The following is a 15,032-nucleotide window of genomic DNA, read 5'->3' as shown; positions in this document are numbered from 1 at the left end:
GTTCGTAAGGGGTGTGCGCACAGGCAGTTGTAGAGTCGCAAAGTATGAGCTTTGCGACGCCGAGGAGCCAACCGAACGCTGCTCCGTAAAAGGCAACCAGCACCCCAAGGAACAGCACAGCGGCCGGTATTGCATACCAACCAGCGTGCGGCCGTCGAAACTGAGCATTCATGAGTGCCCCTTGGTGCATTTTCGGGTTCTTACTGTCCCTGCCGCAAAGGAACGGGAGTCTCGGCGGCGCGATATCGCTCCAATTGATCAAGCGTTTCGTTGACCAATTCGGTGATCTCTTTTGCTTCATCAAGGCTGATATTTCCGAGGTTGATTCGGTAGTCGATGCGGGGTGGACAGCATTCGCGTGGCCAACGAATCTCGCTATCAACGAAAGTAATACCCATCCGTCGAAACGCATTGATGAAGTTCGTAGCCGCGGTTTTCACGTCGTCGTACTCGTCATTGTCCCAATACGAGTGGTCGACGGGTGGGAGGTAATTCATGCGATGCGCCTTTCGCATTCCTTTGGTTTCCGGTGCGCCATCTGCGGCTACGTGGTGCGTGTGCCGCCTCGGTCCGTCTTTCGCGTGTGGGTGCGAGTACCGGTCCGGTCCCGCCAGCTACGCCGGGGAGGTTCGGGGGCGTGGGGCCGGAGCAGCGGTCTAGGGAGCCAACAGTGCGCGCAGGGTCGGGTAGCGCACGGAGCGGCAGCGGGCGCAGCGTTGGGAGTCGTCCGCCTGGGGTTGCCAATCGCACTGATGGGAGTCCGCGCCGGGGTCTACCGATGCCTCTGCCTGAATGCCGGCCGTCGTCCCGTGAGTGCACACGTCGGCGTGGGCGGCAGCTTTCGCCTTCCACCACCGGCCTGCCGCCAACGCGCCCTGTGCGGCGTCCTTTTCGCCACGCTCGTACAGCGCGCGCCAGGTGGCGCACCCGTCAGTCATGACCCCGCTCCTGATACACATCGGCCAGGCGGTCGTAGACGTTCAGGGCAGCGGCCATCTGCTGTGCGGCGGCTGCCGGGAACGGGCCCTCGATCACCACATGCGACCTGCCGTGGCGGCGGGGCGCGCCCCAGACGGGCACCTCGTAGCCGAAGCCGAGCAGCGCCGAACGGAGCAGCTGCGCCGTCATGACCCCCGCGGCATCCAGCGCCGAAGCGGGCGGGTGCGACACGGGAGTTCGCACGGCGTAGCGGTGCCTGTCCCTCCACAGCGCATCGGCGATGCGTCCCACCACCAGTGGCGAGGCCGTGCCCAGCGGAATGCCGGGATAGATGGGCGTCACGCCGTCATCCGCCAGCAGTTGGCGTTCGCCGATGCCGTCAATTCGTAGTCGGCACTCCTCGGCGGCCGCTAGCAGCTTCATCGTCGCCGAATGGTGTGTGTAGGCGCTCACCGGGACGCCTCCCCACCGGGCGTGTGGCGGTGGTCGGGGTGCTCTCGCAGGTAGATGCGGGCATCTGCGGCGGCGGACTGGTCACGCGTCTTGGCCGCTTCGTCCAGCAGCTCGCCCGCAGCGACGCACGCCGGACAGTCCGAGTGGATTGCCACGCCGCCGGCGCCGAACGAGTCGTCGGCCCAGACGTGTTCGCTCACTTGAGGGGCCTCCCGTCGTGAGCCTCACGGTTCGCGCGCCGGGCGCTGTTCGTCTCCTTCAGCTTGCCCCGGAGATCCTTGGTGCTCCCGGCCGCGTCCTTCTTTTCCGTCTCCTTGCTCATCGGCGGGCCGCCTCCACGATCCGCACCAGCCGAGCCGCCTGTGTCGGCGTGAGCAGGGGAGGGGCCACTCGGGTCGCCCGGACACCTCCGGTGTGCATCTCGCTCTCGACGCGGGACGGCGAGGCGTTTATGCCGACCGCCCGTAGCGCCTCATCGAACTGTTCCGCTGCTTCCTTGCGCGCCTGGTACGGCGTCCGGACAGCCTGAGTCATCGGCTGTTCTCCTCGCCTCTGGGGGGTCCCAGAGTGGACCGAACGGCCGCTACTGTGTAGAGGGTTGGGCACTCAATCAGGCATGTGAATGCCACCGCATATACCAATCCATCTGACCAGCAGCTTCGTTCACGTGTACGGCTTCGTTCATGAGACTGGAGATGACGTATGACCACGGTCCCGCAGAGTGATGTTGACGCCGAGAGCGGCGAAGACCCCCGGCGTCTGTTCGGGGATGCGCTCCGTGAAGCCCGCGAGCTGTACGAGCCCAAGCCCATGACGCAGGCGGAGCTAGGCAAGGAATTGAAAATCAGCCCGGCGTCCGTGAGCCGACTAGAAGGGACCGGGACCATCCCCGCTGATGTTCCGGCGAGGCTGGACGAGATTTTCAAGACGGACGGGCTGTTCAAGAGGTTGTACGAAGCCATCATGAAGTCCGCATTCAGCGACTACGCCAAACGTCGAATCGAGTTGGAGGAGCGCGCCACCGAAATCGCTGACTGGACACCCACCGTGATTCCGGGCCTGCTCCAGACCGAGAACTACGCTCGCACGCTCCTGCGGGCGGGTAACCCACGGACCACGGATGCGGAGCTGTCCAAGTGGGTGAAGAACCGGATGGCGCGGCAGGCAATCTTGTCAAGGAGCGGGTGCCCGGATCTCACTGTTGTTCTCTGCGAGTCAGTCATCAGGCGGCGCGTTGGTACGCCAGAGGTAATGCGTAGTCAACTCTCGTACCTTCTCTCCCACTCCAACCGCCCTACCACTCGCCTGCAAGTGCTCCCCCTCCACGCCGAGCCACACGGCCTGATGGACGGCCCGCTAACTACCCTGACGATGCCTGACGGGGCGGTCGTCGCGTACACGGAGGGCATCCACACGGGCGCCGTGATCGAGGAACCGACGAAGGTTCGACGCCTGCGGCGGGCATACGATGGGGTAAGCGCGTCGGCGCTTTCAGGCATGGAGTCGGCGAGCCTGATCCGTAGGTGCATGGAGGAACTATGAAGCCGTCCGAGCGGCCGTCCGACTGGACCAAGTCCAGCTACAGCAACCAGGATGGGGGCGGAGCCTGCATCGAGTACCGAACTACAACCAGCACGGTGCAGGTTCGGGACAGCAAGAACCCTCACGGCGCCCGCCTCACCCTGACGGCCGCAGGATGGGCCGGGCTGGTCTCGTTCGCCCGGAACGCCGACGCGTAGCCCGCAGGCCCTCCCCCGGCCGGAGCCCCGCCACTCCTTCCCCTGTGGAGTGACGGGGTTCATTGCTGTCCCCGATCTGTCTTGGCCGTTCAGCTTTGCCATGCCCCGCGGCACTTCACTAGGTATCTCAGAGAGAAGCGGCCCGGAGGGCGCCCCTCACGCCCCTTCGGTCGGCTCCGCCGGCGGAGGGTCGGCGACGAAAGTGCCCCGGCCGTGCACCGTGACGATCAGGGCGCGCTCGCGCAGCACCTCTGTCGCCCGGCGCATCGTGACGTAGGAAACGCCGTACTCCGCGGCGAGGTCCCGCTCGGACGGCAGGCGCACACCCGGCTTGAGGTCACCCGCGGCGATCCGCGCCGCCACGTGGTCAGCCACCGCGACGTACAACACCTGGGACGGCTGAGGGGCGAACTCGGGAACACGCATGAAGCCAAGCTAGAACACCTGGAAACTCCCAGAAGCTCTGTAGAGCTATACATAGCTCTACAGAGCTATGTACGATCGCGGATACCAAAAACCCCCGCGACCTGGCCGGGTCCGGGGGCATGGCCGACAGCTACACAGGAGCTGACAGCATGCGCGACCTTACCGTGCACCTTCTCGGACGTCTCGTCCTGGCGCTCATCCCCGGACCGAACCCCCGCACAACCCTGCTTCGCTGGGTGGAGAGGCTGCTCCCCGCCGCAGGACGACACCGCGCGCCGGCGCCGACAGCCGAGCCGCAGCCTGAACGCCGACACCGACCCCTGCCGCCTCACATGAGCCCATACGCCCGGGAGGCGTCCGAAGCTCAGCCCTTCCTGGACACCGTCCACCCCGTGCGCCCCTACCTCACCGCCTCACCCCGCAGGCGGCCCACCACCCCCGAAGAGCAGGCCGGGGCGCACAGGCTCTGGGTACTGGACATGGCGCTACGCGGCATCGACGTAGGCCCCAGCAAGATCCACGGTGTCCACGTCGGACCGAAGAGTCGCACCATCCACCTGGCAATGGCGGGGTAGGCCCGTCTCCATCCATGTCGGCCCCGCCCGGAAGCCAACTCCGGGCGGGGTTTTCTGTTGGGGATAGCGGTGGCAGTTGACCAAAGTAGGTAAGACGACGTTGCTGTGCGCGTTGCTCGGGCTGGTCGGCCCGGCCGAGCGGATCGTGCTGGCCGAGGACTCCGCGGAGCTGCGGCCGGTCCACCCCCATGTGGTGCGGCTGGAGACCCGCCCGGCCAACCAGGAGGGCGTCGGCCGGGTGACGCTGCGGGACCTCGTCCGGCAGGCGCTGCGGATGCGGCCGGACCGGCTGGTCGTCGGGGAGGTGCGCGGCGCCGAGGTGACCGACCTGCTGGCGGCCCTCAATACGGGCCATGAGGGCGGCTCGTGCACGATCCACGCCAACGCCGCCTGCGACATCCCCGCCCGGCTGGAGGCGCTCGGCTCCACGGCCGGACTGGACCGCGCCGCCCTCCACAGCCAGTTGGCGGCCGCGCTGTCGGTGGTGCTGCACCTCGTACGGGGCCGGGAAGGGCGGCGGCGGATCGCCGAGATCCACGTCCTGGAGCGGGACCGCGACGGCTTCGTGGTGACCAGACCGGCTGCCGTGTGGAGCCCGGACGGGTTCGTGGCGGCGGACGGTTGGGGGCGGTTGATGCGGCTCTGCGAGCGGGGCGGGCACGGTGCCCGGCCGGCGGGCGGCGGCCCGGCGGGGGCGCGTACGGCGGCCGGTGCGCCGGTGACGGAGGTGGCGCGATGACGGGGGACGCGGGGGACGCGGCGCTCGCTTCCATGGCGGCGGGAGCGGTCGTGTGGTGGGCCTGCACCACCGGGTGGCCGACGGTTGCCCGGCGGTGGGAGTGGCGGCGGCGGGCACGGTGGCTGGCCGCGGCAGCCGGAACGGACGCTGCGACAGGGGCTACCCGTAAGCGCCTCGGGGGAGCGTGGCCGCCACCGGGGCGCGGGCGCGGGACCGGCGCCAGGTGGTGGTGTGAGGCGGGGCGGGGCCCGTCGTGGCCGGGCGCCGGGCAGGAGATCTGGTGCCTGCCCGCCGGGCTGCTGCTCGGGGCGGTGGGCGGATCGGTGCTGCCGGTGCTCGCCTCCCTGGGGGCGCTGGTCGTGGTCCGCCGGATGCTGGCGGCGCGGCGGGCGGCGCGGGCGCGGGACCGGCGTGCGGCAGCGGTGATCACGCTCTGCGCGGCCGTCGCGGCCGAGTTGCGCGCCGGACGTCAGCCGAATCGTGCGCTGCTCTCCGTCGGCGCACCGGAGCTGGGCGACGCGGGCTCGGCGATCCTGGCCGCCGCGCGGTACGGAGGCGATGTGCCCCGGGCATTCCGGGCCGCCGCGGCTCTCCCGGGCGCCGACGGGCTGAACGGCGTCGCGGCGTGCTGGCGGGTCGCGGTCGAGGGCGGCGCCGGACTGGCCGCCGGACTGGAACGCATCGCCGCGGCGCTCCGGGCCGCGCGGGACCAACGGGAGGAACTGAACGCCCAGTTGGCGGGACCGCGCGCCACGGCGCTGATGCTCGCGCTGCTCCCCGCCTGCGGACTGCTGATGGGCACGGCCCTCGGCGCCGATCCCCTACGGGTCCTGCTGCACACCCCGTTCGGCTGGGGCTGCTTGGTGGTCGGCGGCCTTCTGGAGTGGGCCGGGGTCGCCTGGACGGCCCGGATCGTCGCCGGGGCGCTGCCACCCACCACCGTGGCGCGGCGGGGGAGCGGACGGCGGGGCGTGGCGTCGGGCGGTCGGGCTGCCGAGCGGGCTGCCGAGCGGGCCGGCGGGCGAAGGCCCGGCGCCCGGTACGGCCTGCCGCCGGAAGGCGCGGCGATGCCGGCGCAACGTACGGAAGGGGTCCCGGTATGAGCGTGGAAGTTGTCCACAGGCTGTGGATGGTTGTGGCGGTGGCGCTTACGGTCCTCGCCGGGGAGTGGCTGTGGGCCCGGCTCCGGCACGCGCGCCGGAGGCGGATCGTACGCAGACGGGTGGGCGCTCTGGGGCACCGGCTCCCCGGAGGGCGGGGTCCCGTGGGGCGCGGTCGCCGGTGGGCGCCGGGGGCCGGGCGTCTTCGGGAGTGGCTGGGGCCGTTGGGCGTGGCGTGCTTCGCGCTTCTGATCGTCGACGGGATGCCCGGCGCCGTGGCGGGCATCGTCGCCGGGTACGCCGCCCACCGCTGGCGGCTGCGGCAACGCGCCACGGATGCCGACCGGTTGACGCGGGACGCGGTGCGGGCCGAGCTGGCCCCGGCGGGCGACCTGCTGGCCGCGTGCCTCGCGGCGGGCGCGGGCCCGCGGGAGGCGGCGGAGGCGGTCGGTCGCTCGCTGGACGGCACGGTCGGGGAGCGGCTGCGCAGCATCGCGGCCGAGCTGCGCCTGGGTGGCGAACCAGCGGTCGTATGGCGGCGGTTGGCGGAACTCCCCGGCGCCGAGGGGCTGGCGCGGTGCATGGCGCGCGCCGGGATATCCGGGGCGCCCGCCGTGGACACGGTCTCCCGGCTCGCCGCCGAACTGCGATCGGAAGCGGCCCGGGCCGTGGCCACACGGGCCCGTCGGGCGGGCGTCCTGGTGACACTGCCGCTGGCCGCGTGCTTCCTCCCGGCGTTCCTGGCGCTCGGGGTGGCACCGGTGCTGATCGGGCTCGCCGGGGGGCTGTTGGGGCACCGGTGATGTTCCGGGGAGGGGCGTGTGTCCGGCGGGATGGGGGCGCGTTCCTCGGGCCGAGGCGCAGATGCGCGGATTCCCCCTTCACCAATTCCCGTCGGCAATCCATCAATTTGCCCCATCAACAACCGACTTCTTCAACAACCGACTTCTTCAACAACTGACTTCATTCAACAAGGCACGGACGTAAGGAGAGAGCGGAGATGTTTCGACGGTGGCGTGCGGCGGTGCGTAGGGGCCGTGACCGGGGGATGACCACGGCCGAGTACGCGGTGGGGACCTTGGCCGCGTGCGCGCTGGCCGCGGTGCTCTACAAGGTGGTGACCAGCGCGACGGTGCAGACGGCGCTCCGGTCGCTGATCGAGAGGGCGCTCGATGTGCAGTTCTGAGGCACGCCGGGACACCCGACGACGCGCGCCGAGAGGAACGCGGCGCCCGGCGAACGGGCACCGAGCAGCGGCGAACGGACGACGCACGAACGGCCGCCACCGGGCGGCCCGGGGGGAGCGAGGACGGGGATGGACACGGCGAGCGAACGGCACCGGGCGGTCGGGGCACGGCACACGGCCGCCGCGAAGGAAGGGCGCAGACGCCTCCGGGCCGGATGGCCACGCCTCCGCCCCGGGGGCAGGCACGCCAAGGGGCGTCGCCCGGCGGGTGCACGAGCCGGGGCGGGACGGCCTCCTCGGCACCGGCGCGGCTGCCCGTGGCCGTATGGCCCCCGGGGGCGCGGGCGTGGGGAGGGCTGGGTACCCGGCGGCGGGTGGTGCGCGGGGTGAGGTCAGCGAGAGGGACGCGGACAGTACGTTCGGGGCCTCCTCCGGGCAGGCGGCCCGCTCCGGTAGGGCAGCCCCCTCCCCGGACGCGCCGCACCGGGCGCTCCGCCCCGGGCGGCCTCCGGGGACGGACGCAGGTTTCGTCACGGCGGAGGCCGCATTGGTCATGCCGGTGCTGGTGGCCGTCGTGGCGGCGCTCCTCTGGGGGCTGATGGCGGCCTGCGCCCGGATCGAGTGTGTGGACGCCGCGCGGGCCGGAGCGCGGGCCGCGGCCCGGTCGGAGCCGCACGGTGCGGTGCTCCGGGCGGCCCGCGGCGCGGCGCCGTCGGGCGCGCGCGTCGTGGTGTCCCGCGAAGGCGATCTGGTGCGGGTACAGGTCGCGGCGGAGCTGCCGGGGATCGGGCGCCTGACGGTACGCGTCGGTGGAGAGGCGGTGGCCCTTGCCGAGGACACGGTGCGATGACCGGGGCTCGGCCACGGTGTGGACGGTCTTCGCCGCGGCCGCGCTGTGCGCGGTGTTCGTCGCCCTGCTCGCCCTGGGACAGGCTGTCGTGGCCCGGCACCGGGCGGGTGGCGCCGCGGACCTGGCGGCCCTGGCAGCGGCTGACCGGGCCGCGCGGGGCCCGGCGATGGCTTGCGCCGAGGCCCGGCGGGTGGCGGTGGCACAACACGCGCGCCTGGTGCGCTGCACGCTGAACGCCGCCGTCGCCGACGTGTCGGCCGAGGCCGGGGAAGCCCCCTTCACGGCCCGGGCCCGCTCCCGGGCGGGGCCGCCCGAGGCCGGGCCACCCACAGCCGGCCCACACGAGGCTGACCCGCTCGGGGCTGACCCGCCCGAGGCCGGGCCGTCCACAGCGGGCGGCAGCGGCATCACCAGGACACGCGTCGGCCCCCACGAGGACGGGATACGGGCCCTACCCGGCCCCCTCCGGGGCCCCGCGCAGCAGCTCCGTCAGCAGCCGGATCGCCCCGCGCTTGTGCAGCGGCTCGTTGCCGTTGCCGCACTTGGGGGACTGGATGCAGGACGGGCAGCCGGCCTCGCATTCGCAGGCGGCGATGGCGTCGCGGGTGGCCGTGAGCCAGTCGGCGGCCGTGTGGAAGGCACGTTCGGCGAAGCCGGCGCCGCCGGGGTGGCCGTCGTAGACGAAGACCGTGGGAAGGAGGGTGTCGGGATGCAGCGGTACGGAGACGCCGCCGATGTCCCAGCGGTCGCAGGTCGCGAAGAGCGGCAGCAGACCGATCGAGGCGTGCTCGGCGGCGTGCAGCGCGCCCCCGAGCAGTTCGGGATTGACGCGGGCGGCGTCGAGCTGGTCCTCGGTCACCGTCCACCACACCGCGCGGGTCCGCAGCGTCCGCGGCGGAAGGTCCAGCTTGCTCTCGCCCAGGACCTCACCGGTGACGAGCTTGCGCCGCAGGAAGGAGACCACCTGATTGGTGACCTCGACCGAACCGAAGCACAACCTGCCCGCGCCCCACGACACTTCCGTCTCCGTTTCGAGGACGGAGATGGCGGTGGTGTCCCGGGCGGTCGTGGAGTACGGCGGGTTGGCTTCCGAGACGAGCGCGACGTCGTCCGCCAGGTCGAAGTGCTCGACGACATACGTACGGCCCTGATGGAGGTGGACGGCGCCGTCGTGGACCGTCGTATGGGCCGCGGCCGCGTCCACCGTGCCGAGCAGCCGCCCCGTACCGGTCTCGACGATCTGCACCGGGGCGCCGCCCTGCCCGCGGATGTCGGTCAGATCGCAGGCCCGCTCGCGGCGCGTCCAGTGCCAGGCCCGGGCGCGCCGCCGCAACAGGTTTGCCGCCTCCAGCTGCGGCATCAGGGTGGCCGCCGTGGGCCCGAAGAGTGCGAAATCTGCCTCGGTGAGCGGGATTTCCGCTGCGGCGGCGCACAGATGCGGGGTGAGGACGTACGGGTTGTCGGGGTCCAGCACCGTCGACTCGACCGGCTGGTCGAACAGCGCCTCGGGATGGTGGACGAGATAGGTGTCCAGCGGATCGTCACGGGCCACCAGCACCGCCAGCGCCCCCTGCCCCGAACGCCCGGCGCGGCCCGCCTGCTGCCACAGGGACGCGCGGGTGCCGGGATAGCCCGCGATCAGCACGGCGTCCAGACCGGAGACGTCCACGCCCAGCTCCAGCGCGGTGGTGGCGGCGAGCCCGAGCAGTTCGCCGCCGTGCAGCGCCCGCTCCAGGGCGCGCCGCTCCTCGGGCAGATATCCACCGCGGTACGCCGCGATCCGGGCGGGCAACGCGCGGTCCACCTCGGCGAGCCGCTCCTGCGCGATCAGCGCGATCAGCTCGGCGCCCCGCCGGGACCGTACGAAGGCGACGGTGCGTACGCCCTGGACCGCGAGGTCGGTGAGGAGGTCGGCGGTCTCGGCGGTCGCGGTGCGGCGGACGGGCGCGCCCTGCTCGCCGTGGAGTTCGGTCAGCGGCGGCTCCCACAGCGCGAAGACCACCTCACCGCGCGGCGAGGAATCGTCCGTGATCTCCACCACGGGCAGGCCGGTGAGCCGGCCCGCGGCTTCGGCGGGCTCGGCGGCGGTCGCGGACGCGAGGAGGAAGACCGGGTCGGAGCCATAGCGGGCGCACAGCCGCCGCAGCCGCCGGACGACCTGGGCGACGTGCGAGCCGAACACTCCGCGGTAGGTGTGGCACTCGTCGATGACGACATAGCGCAGCGCGCGCAGGAAGGAGGCCCAGCGCGGGTGCCCGGGGAGGATGCCGCGGTGCAGCATGTCCGGGTTGGTGAGCACGTAGTTCGCGTACTGGCGCACCCACTCGCGCTCCTCCACCGGGGTGTCGCCGTCGTAGACCGCCGGGCGGATCGCGTCGCCGAGCGGGGCGGCCAGCTCCCGCACGGCGCGCCGCTGATCGGCCGCGAGCGCCTTCGTGGGGGCGAGATAGAGCGCCGTGGCGCCGCGCCCGCCCACCGGCGCCCCGCGTTCGCGCGGCAGCCGTCCGGTAGCGGCGGGCCGCGCGCCGTCCAGGAGGGTGGACAGTACGGGGGCCAGATACGCGAGCGACTTGCCCGAGGCGGTACCGGTCGCGATGACGACGGAGGTGCCGTTCAGCGCGTGCTCGGCGGTGATGGCCTGGTGGGTCCACGGGCGCTCGATTCTGGCGTCCCGGAGGGCGGCGATCACTTCCGGCCTGATCCGTTCCGGCCAGTCGGCATGGCTGCCCGGACGCGGGGGCAGGTGCTCCGTATGAGTGATGCGTGCAGCGCGGGTCGCACCCCTGGCGAGACGGTCGAGAATGATGCCAGGGGAAGGGCTTGCGCCCGTATCCGTCGGGAGTCGATTGGAGGCCATCGGCACCGAGTCTGTCACCGGTGTGACGGACAATGCTGAAAGGGCGTCGTGCACGCCTGCTGGTAAGTGATTGAATGCCATCGCGGCTGCCGATCCGTCCCCTACCTTCGGTGGGGAGGCCCCAGAGGGGCGACCGCTCGATAGCAAGGTGCTGGAGGATCCGTGGACCTGTCCCTGTCGACCCGGACCGTTGGCGACCGTACGGTCGTCGAGGTCGGTGGCGAGATTGATGTATACACCGCGCCCAAGCTGCGCGAGCAGCTGGTCGAGCTTGTGAACGACGGCAGCTACCACCTTGTGGTGGACATGGAGCGTGTCGACTTCCTGGACTCCACCGGGCTCGGCGTGCTGGTGGGTGGGCTCAAGCGTGTGCGCGCCCATGAGGGCTCGCTGCGCCTGGTCTGCAACCAGGAGCGCATTCTCAAGATCTTCCGTATCACCGGACTGACCAAGGTGTTCCCGATTCACACCTCGGTCGACGAGGCCGTCGCAGCGACCGACTGACGGCTCCGCGGTGCCCGCGCGCAGGCGCGGGTGAGGAAGAAGTGTGGGGGGTACCGGGCGAAGCCGTCCGGCCCCCTGCGTTGCACGCCCGCAAATCGAGGGGGATGGCATGGCCACCGTCGAACTCCGTTTCAGTGCCCTGCCCGAGCACGTCCGGACCGCGCGTCTGGTCGCGGCCGCGGTGGCGCGGCGCGCGGGGGTGGACGAGGCCGTGCTGGACGAGGTGCGGCTCGCCGTCGGAGAGGCGTGCAGCCGGGCCGTCGGCCTGCATCTGGCGCACGGCATCGAGGCGCCCGTCCACGTCGCCCTGATCGAGGACGAGAAGAAGTTCGCGATCGAGGTCGGCGACGACGTGCCGAGCGGCCCCGGGGAGCACGCGTCCGACGACGGCTCCGAGGCGGACGGCGAGGACGAGATGGGTCTCGCGGTCATCAGCGGGCTGGTCGACGACGTCGAGGTCACCTCGGGCGCGAACGGCGGGCTCATCCGCATGAGCTGGCCGACCGCTGCGGCCACGGCCGCTCCGTAGCGTTTCCCGCCGGGCTCCTCGGGGGCTTCCGGCCCTCCTTGCCGGACTCCTCAGCTTCCGGCCTCTTGCCGGGCTCCTCGGATTCCGGCCCGCCCAGGGCTTGTCGTGGCGAACCGGCCCGCGCCCTGTCGTACCTCCCGCGCCGCCCTGGCGCCCGCGCCCTGTCGTACCTCCCGCGCCGCCCTGGCGCCCGCTGCCTGTCGTACTTTCCGCGCCGCCGGTCGCCTCGCCGCGCGGCCCCCTCCCGCGTCTCCAGGCCCCGGCGTGGCCCCCTGCCACGCTCCCGGACGGGTCGCCACCCCGATCCAGCCGCAATCTGACGTGAGGTCAGCCCGCTTTTCCGTACGCGATCACGTCGTATCGGCGACCGGAGAAACGTTCCTTACGGCTGCGACGGCGGGTGCCAAATGGGCGCCGGAGGTGGGAGTGGCGTCTTTGAGCAGCGGTGATCAGTAGGAAACTGGGATCATCGTTCAGCGGTCAGCTGAATAGTCGCTTTCCATCGTCCGGGCTAAATTCTCCGGGCGCTGTCCTTTTGATCTTCCCGGCCGCGGCCGAATTACGTTTCCGGCGCACTGTTTTGATGCCGTGCGGCTCCCTACAATCCGTCCACATCTTGCTCAGTTCGCCTGAGCGTGCTCGCGCGCGCCCATGTGCCAAACGTCAAGGAGGACGAATGGCGGGGCCATACACCCCTCAGTCGCTGAACTCCCCCTCCCTTCTCGCCGGGCCGTCGCTGACGGCGGGCAACCGCGGGATCGTACTGGTGATCGCCGTCATCGCGCTGGCGGCGCTGGCCGTCGCCGCGGTGCTGGTACGTCAGGTGCTCGCCGCCGGCGAGGGAACCGACAGTATGAAGAAGATCGCCGCCGCGGTGCAGGAAGGCGCGAAAGCGTACTTGGCACGGCAGTTGCGCACCCTCGGCGTATTCGCCGTGGTGGTCTTCTTCCTGCTCATGCTGTTGCCCGCGGACAATTGGACGCAGCGGGCGGGCCGCAGTGTGTTTTTCTTGATCGGCGCCGGATTCTCGGCGGCCACCGGCTATATCGGCATGTGGCTCGCCGTACGCAGCAATGTGCGGGTGGCGGCCGCGGCCCGGGAAGCCACTCCGGCCGAGGGCGGGAACGACGGGACCGGGAAAAAGGATCTTACGGCGGTCTCGCACAAGGCCATGAAGATCGCTTTCCGCACGGGCGGCGTCGTCGGCATGTTCACCGTCGGCCTCGGCCTGCTCGGCGCGTCCTGCGTGGTGCTGGTCTACGCGGTCGACGCGCCCAAGGTGCTGGAGGGCTTCGGCCTGGGCGCCGCGCTGATCGCGATGTTCATGCGGGTCGGCGGCGGCATCTTCACCAAGGCCGCGGACGTGGGCGCGGACCTCGTCGGCAAGGTCGAACAGGGCATTCCGGAGGACGACCCGCGCAACGCCGCGACCATCGCCGACAACGTGGGCGACAACGTCGGCGACTGCGCCGGAATGGCCGCCGACCTCTTCGAGTCGTACGCCGTGACGCTGGTCGCCGCGCTCATCCTCGGCATGGCGGCCTTCGGCGACGCCGGGCTCGCCTTCCCGCTGCTGGTGCCCGCGATCGGCGTCGTCACCGCGATGATCGGGATCTTCGTCGTGGCGCCGCGCCGCGCCGACCGCAGCGGGATGACCGCCATCAACCGCGGCTTCTTCATCTCCGCGACGATCTCGCTGGTCCTGGTGGCGGTCGCGGTGTTCACCTACCTGCCGTCGACGTACCAGGGGCTGGCGGGCGTCACCGACCCGGAGATCCTGGGCCGGAGCGGTGATCCGCGGATCCTCGCGCTGATCGCCGTCGCCATCGGCATCGTGCTCGCCGCGCTGATCCAGCAGCTCACCGGCTACTTCACCGAGACCGGACGGCGGCCCGTCCAGGACATCGGCAGGACCTCGCTGACCGGCCCCGCGACCGTCGTGCTGTCCGGTATCGCCATCGGCCTGGAGTCGGCGGTCTACTCGGCGGTGCTGATCGGCCTCGCCGTCTACGGGGCGTTCCTGCTCGGCGGCGCCTCCATCATGCTGGCGCTGTTCGCCGTGGCGCTGGCCGGTACGGGGCTGCTCACCACCGTCGGCGTCATCGTCGCCATGGACACGTTCGGGCCGGTCTCGGACAACGCGCAGGGCATCGCCGAGATGTCCGGCGATGTCACCGGCGACGGCGCGCAGGTCCTCACCGACCTCGACGCCGTCGGCAACACCACCAAGGCGATCACCAAGGGCATCGCCATCGCGACGGCGGTGCTGGCCGCGGCCGCGCTGTTCGGTTCGTACCGCGACGCCCTCGCGACGGCGAAGCAGGCCGTCGGCAAGGCGGCGAGCGGGATGGGGCTGAGCCTGGACATCTCGCAGCCGAACAACCTGGTCGGGCTGGTCCTCGGCGCCTCCGTGGTCTTCCTCTTCTCCGGACTGGCCATCAACGCGGTGTCCCGGTCGGCCGGTGCGGTCGTCTTCGAGGTGCGGCGGCAGTTCCGCGAGCACCCGGGGATCATGGACTACACCGAACAGCCCGAGTACGGACGGGTCGTCGACATCTGCACCAAGGACGCGCTGCGCGAACTGGCCACCCCGGGGCTGCTCGCCGTGCTCACCCCGATCGCGGTCGGCTTCGCCCTCGGCGTCGGCGCGCTCGGCTCGTTCCTCGCCGGCGCGATCGGTACGGGCACGCTGATGGCGGTGTTCCTGTCGAACTCCGGCGGCGCCTGGGACAACGCCAAAAAGCTCGTCGAGGACGGACACTTCGGCGGCAAGGGCAGCGAGGCGCACGAGGCGACGATCATCGGCGACACCGTGGGCGACCCCTTCAAGGACACCGCGGGACCGGCGATCAACCCACTGCTGAAGGTGATGAACCTGGTGGCGCTGCTGATCGCCCCGGCGGTCGTGAAGTTCAGCTTCGGCGCCGACAAGAACACCGGGGTACGCATCGGCGCCGCCGCGCTCGCCCTGCTGATCATCGTCGGCGCGGTGTACCTCTCCAAGCGCCGCGGTATCGCCGTGGGTGACGAAGACAACTCCCAGAAGACCGCGAGGACCGCCGAGGCCGCCGAGACCGCGAAGACGGTTGCCGCGTCCTGACGGGAATGCGTCTTTGACGGCATGACAGACGGTGG

At 71.2% G+C, this 15,032-nt stretch carries 17 protein-coding genes and 2 pseudogenes; 12 read left to right on the top strand and 7 right to left on the bottom strand.

Annotation, left to right across the window (positions count from 1 at the left end):
- Positions 1–200: 200 nt before the first annotated feature.
- From ACFWWQ_RS12040 to ACFWWQ_RS12020, 5 genes are all read right to left on the bottom strand, one after another.
- Positions 201–497 carry a hypothetical protein gene (locus tag ACFWWQ_RS12040; protein WP_384594144.1) on the bottom strand — a complete coding sequence of 99 codons (297 nt, stop codon included), beginning with the start codon at positions 495–497 and terminating at the stop codon, positions 201–203.
- Between the two features lie 433 nt (positions 498–930).
- On the bottom strand, positions 931–1,362 hold the full coding sequence (locus tag ACFWWQ_RS12035) for a hypothetical protein (RefSeq protein WP_384594141.1): 432 nt from the start codon (positions 1,360–1,362) through the stop codon (positions 931–933).
- Between the two features lie 26 nt (positions 1,363–1,388).
- Positions 1,389–1,592 carry a hypothetical protein gene (locus tag ACFWWQ_RS12030; protein ID WP_384594138.1) on the bottom strand — a complete coding sequence of 68 codons (204 nt, stop codon included), beginning with the start codon at positions 1,590–1,592 and terminating at the stop codon, positions 1,389–1,391.
- Positions 1,589–1,714 (bottom strand): hypothetical protein, encoded by a 126-nt coding sequence (locus ACFWWQ_RS12025; RefSeq protein WP_384594135.1) that lies wholly within the window; start codon positions 1,712–1,714, stop codon positions 1,589–1,591. Before ACFWWQ_RS12025 ends, ACFWWQ_RS12030 begins: the two co-directional genes overlap by 4 nt.
- Complete coding sequence (locus tag ACFWWQ_RS12020) at positions 1,711–1,926, bottom strand: hypothetical protein (protein ID WP_384594132.1); 216 nt, start codon at positions 1,924–1,926, stop codon at positions 1,711–1,713. The genes ACFWWQ_RS12025 and ACFWWQ_RS12020 overlap by 4 nt, the downstream gene beginning before the upstream one ends.
- A 168-nt stretch (positions 1,927–2,094) precedes the next feature.
- Between ACFWWQ_RS12020 and ACFWWQ_RS12015 the strand changes: the two genes are divergently transcribed.
- Both ACFWWQ_RS12015 and ACFWWQ_RS12010 read left to right on the top strand, forming a co-directional pair.
- Positions 2,095–2,934, top strand: coding sequence for a Scr1 family TA system antitoxin-like transcriptional regulator (locus ACFWWQ_RS12015; RefSeq protein WP_384594129.1), 840 nt, complete (start codon positions 2,095–2,097; stop codon positions 2,932–2,934).
- Positions 2,931–3,131, top strand: a complete 201-nt coding sequence (locus tag ACFWWQ_RS12010) for a DUF397 domain-containing protein (protein WP_384594126.1) — start codon at positions 2,931–2,933, stop codon at positions 3,129–3,131. Before ACFWWQ_RS12015 ends, ACFWWQ_RS12010 begins: the two co-directional genes overlap by 4 nt.
- 156 nt (positions 3,132–3,287) lie before the next feature.
- On the opposite strand, the gene ACFWWQ_RS12005 is transcribed toward ACFWWQ_RS12010, so the two are convergent.
- Entirely contained in the window at positions 3,288–3,557 is a 270-nt protein-coding gene (locus ACFWWQ_RS12005) for a GntR family transcriptional regulator (RefSeq protein WP_384594123.1), read from the bottom strand.
- 332 nt (positions 3,558–3,889) lie between these two features.
- Between ACFWWQ_RS12005 and ACFWWQ_RS12000 the strand changes: the two genes are divergently transcribed.
- The 7 genes and pseudogenes from ACFWWQ_RS12000 to ACFWWQ_RS11970 form a co-directional block, all read left to right on the top strand.
- Positions 3,890–4,132 carry a hypothetical protein gene (locus tag ACFWWQ_RS12000; protein ID WP_384594121.1) on the top strand — a complete coding sequence of 81 codons (243 nt, stop codon included), beginning with the start codon at positions 3,890–3,892 and terminating at the stop codon, positions 4,130–4,132.
- Between the two features lie 79 nt (positions 4,133–4,211).
- Positions 4,212–4,871, top strand: a pseudogene (locus ACFWWQ_RS11995) (CpaF family protein); the annotation flags it as partial.
- Complete coding sequence (locus ACFWWQ_RS11990; protein WP_384594118.1) at positions 4,868–5,974, top strand: type II secretion system F family protein; 1,107 nt, start codon at positions 4,868–4,870, stop codon at positions 5,972–5,974. The pseudogene ACFWWQ_RS11995 and the gene ACFWWQ_RS11990, both read left to right, overlap by 4 nt.
- A gap of 227 nt (positions 5,975–6,201) precedes the next feature.
- Complete coding sequence (locus tag ACFWWQ_RS11985; protein ID WP_384594115.1) at positions 6,202–6,774, top strand: type II secretion system F family protein; 573 nt, start codon at positions 6,202–6,204, stop codon at positions 6,772–6,774.
- A 197-nt stretch (positions 6,775–6,971) separates the two neighbouring features.
- Positions 6,972–7,157: a DUF4244 domain-containing protein gene (locus ACFWWQ_RS11980; RefSeq protein ID WP_384594112.1), complete on the top strand. Its 186-nt coding sequence runs from the start codon at positions 6,972–6,974 to the stop codon at positions 7,155–7,157.
- 553 nt (positions 7,158–7,710) lie between these two features.
- The gene (locus ACFWWQ_RS11975; RefSeq protein ID WP_384594109.1) at positions 7,711–8,007 is read left to right on the top strand and encodes a TadE family type IV pilus minor pilin; all 297 of its coding nucleotides are present in this window, start codon (positions 7,711–7,713) and stop codon (positions 8,005–8,007) included.
- Positions 7,967–8,257 (top strand): annotated as a pseudogene (locus ACFWWQ_RS11970) (Rv3654c family TadE-like protein); the annotation flags it as partial. The gene ACFWWQ_RS11975 and the pseudogene ACFWWQ_RS11970, both read left to right, overlap by 41 nt.
- Before the next feature lie 201 nt (positions 8,258–8,458).
- On the opposite strand, the gene ACFWWQ_RS11965 reads toward ACFWWQ_RS11970, so the two are convergent.
- On the bottom strand, positions 8,459–10,945 hold the full coding sequence (locus tag ACFWWQ_RS11965; protein ID WP_384594107.1) for a DEAD/DEAH box helicase: 2,487 nt from the start codon (positions 10,943–10,945) through the stop codon (positions 8,459–8,461).
- 81 nt (positions 10,946–11,026) lie between these two features.
- Between ACFWWQ_RS11965 and bldG the strand changes: the two genes are divergently transcribed.
- The 3 genes from bldG to ACFWWQ_RS11950 all read left to right on the top strand — a co-directional run bounded on the left by bldG (position 11,027) and on the right by ACFWWQ_RS11950 (position 14,997).
- Positions 11,027–11,368 carry an anti-sigma factor antagonist BldG gene (bldG, locus tag ACFWWQ_RS11960; RefSeq protein ID WP_004571875.1) on the top strand — a complete coding sequence of 114 codons (342 nt, stop codon included), beginning with the start codon at positions 11,027–11,029 and terminating at the stop codon, positions 11,366–11,368.
- A gap of 109 nt (positions 11,369–11,477) precedes the next feature.
- Positions 11,478–11,897 carry an ATP-binding protein gene (locus ACFWWQ_RS11955; protein ID WP_384594104.1) on the top strand — a complete coding sequence of 140 codons (420 nt, stop codon included), beginning with the start codon at positions 11,478–11,480 and terminating at the stop codon, positions 11,895–11,897.
- Between the two features lie 676 nt (positions 11,898–12,573).
- Positions 12,574–14,997, top strand: coding sequence for a sodium-translocating pyrophosphatase (locus ACFWWQ_RS11950; protein WP_384594101.1), 2,424 nt, complete (start codon positions 12,574–12,576; stop codon positions 14,995–14,997).
- Positions 14,998–15,032 lie beyond the last annotated feature (35 nt).

Origin of the sequence: Streptomyces sp. NPDC059080 (genome assembly GCF_042739975.1) — a bacterium.
GTDB lineage: Bacteria > Actinomycetota > Actinomycetes > Streptomycetales > Streptomycetaceae > Streptomyces > Streptomyces benahoarensis.
This window is presented reverse-complemented; position numbering and strand designations above follow the sequence as displayed.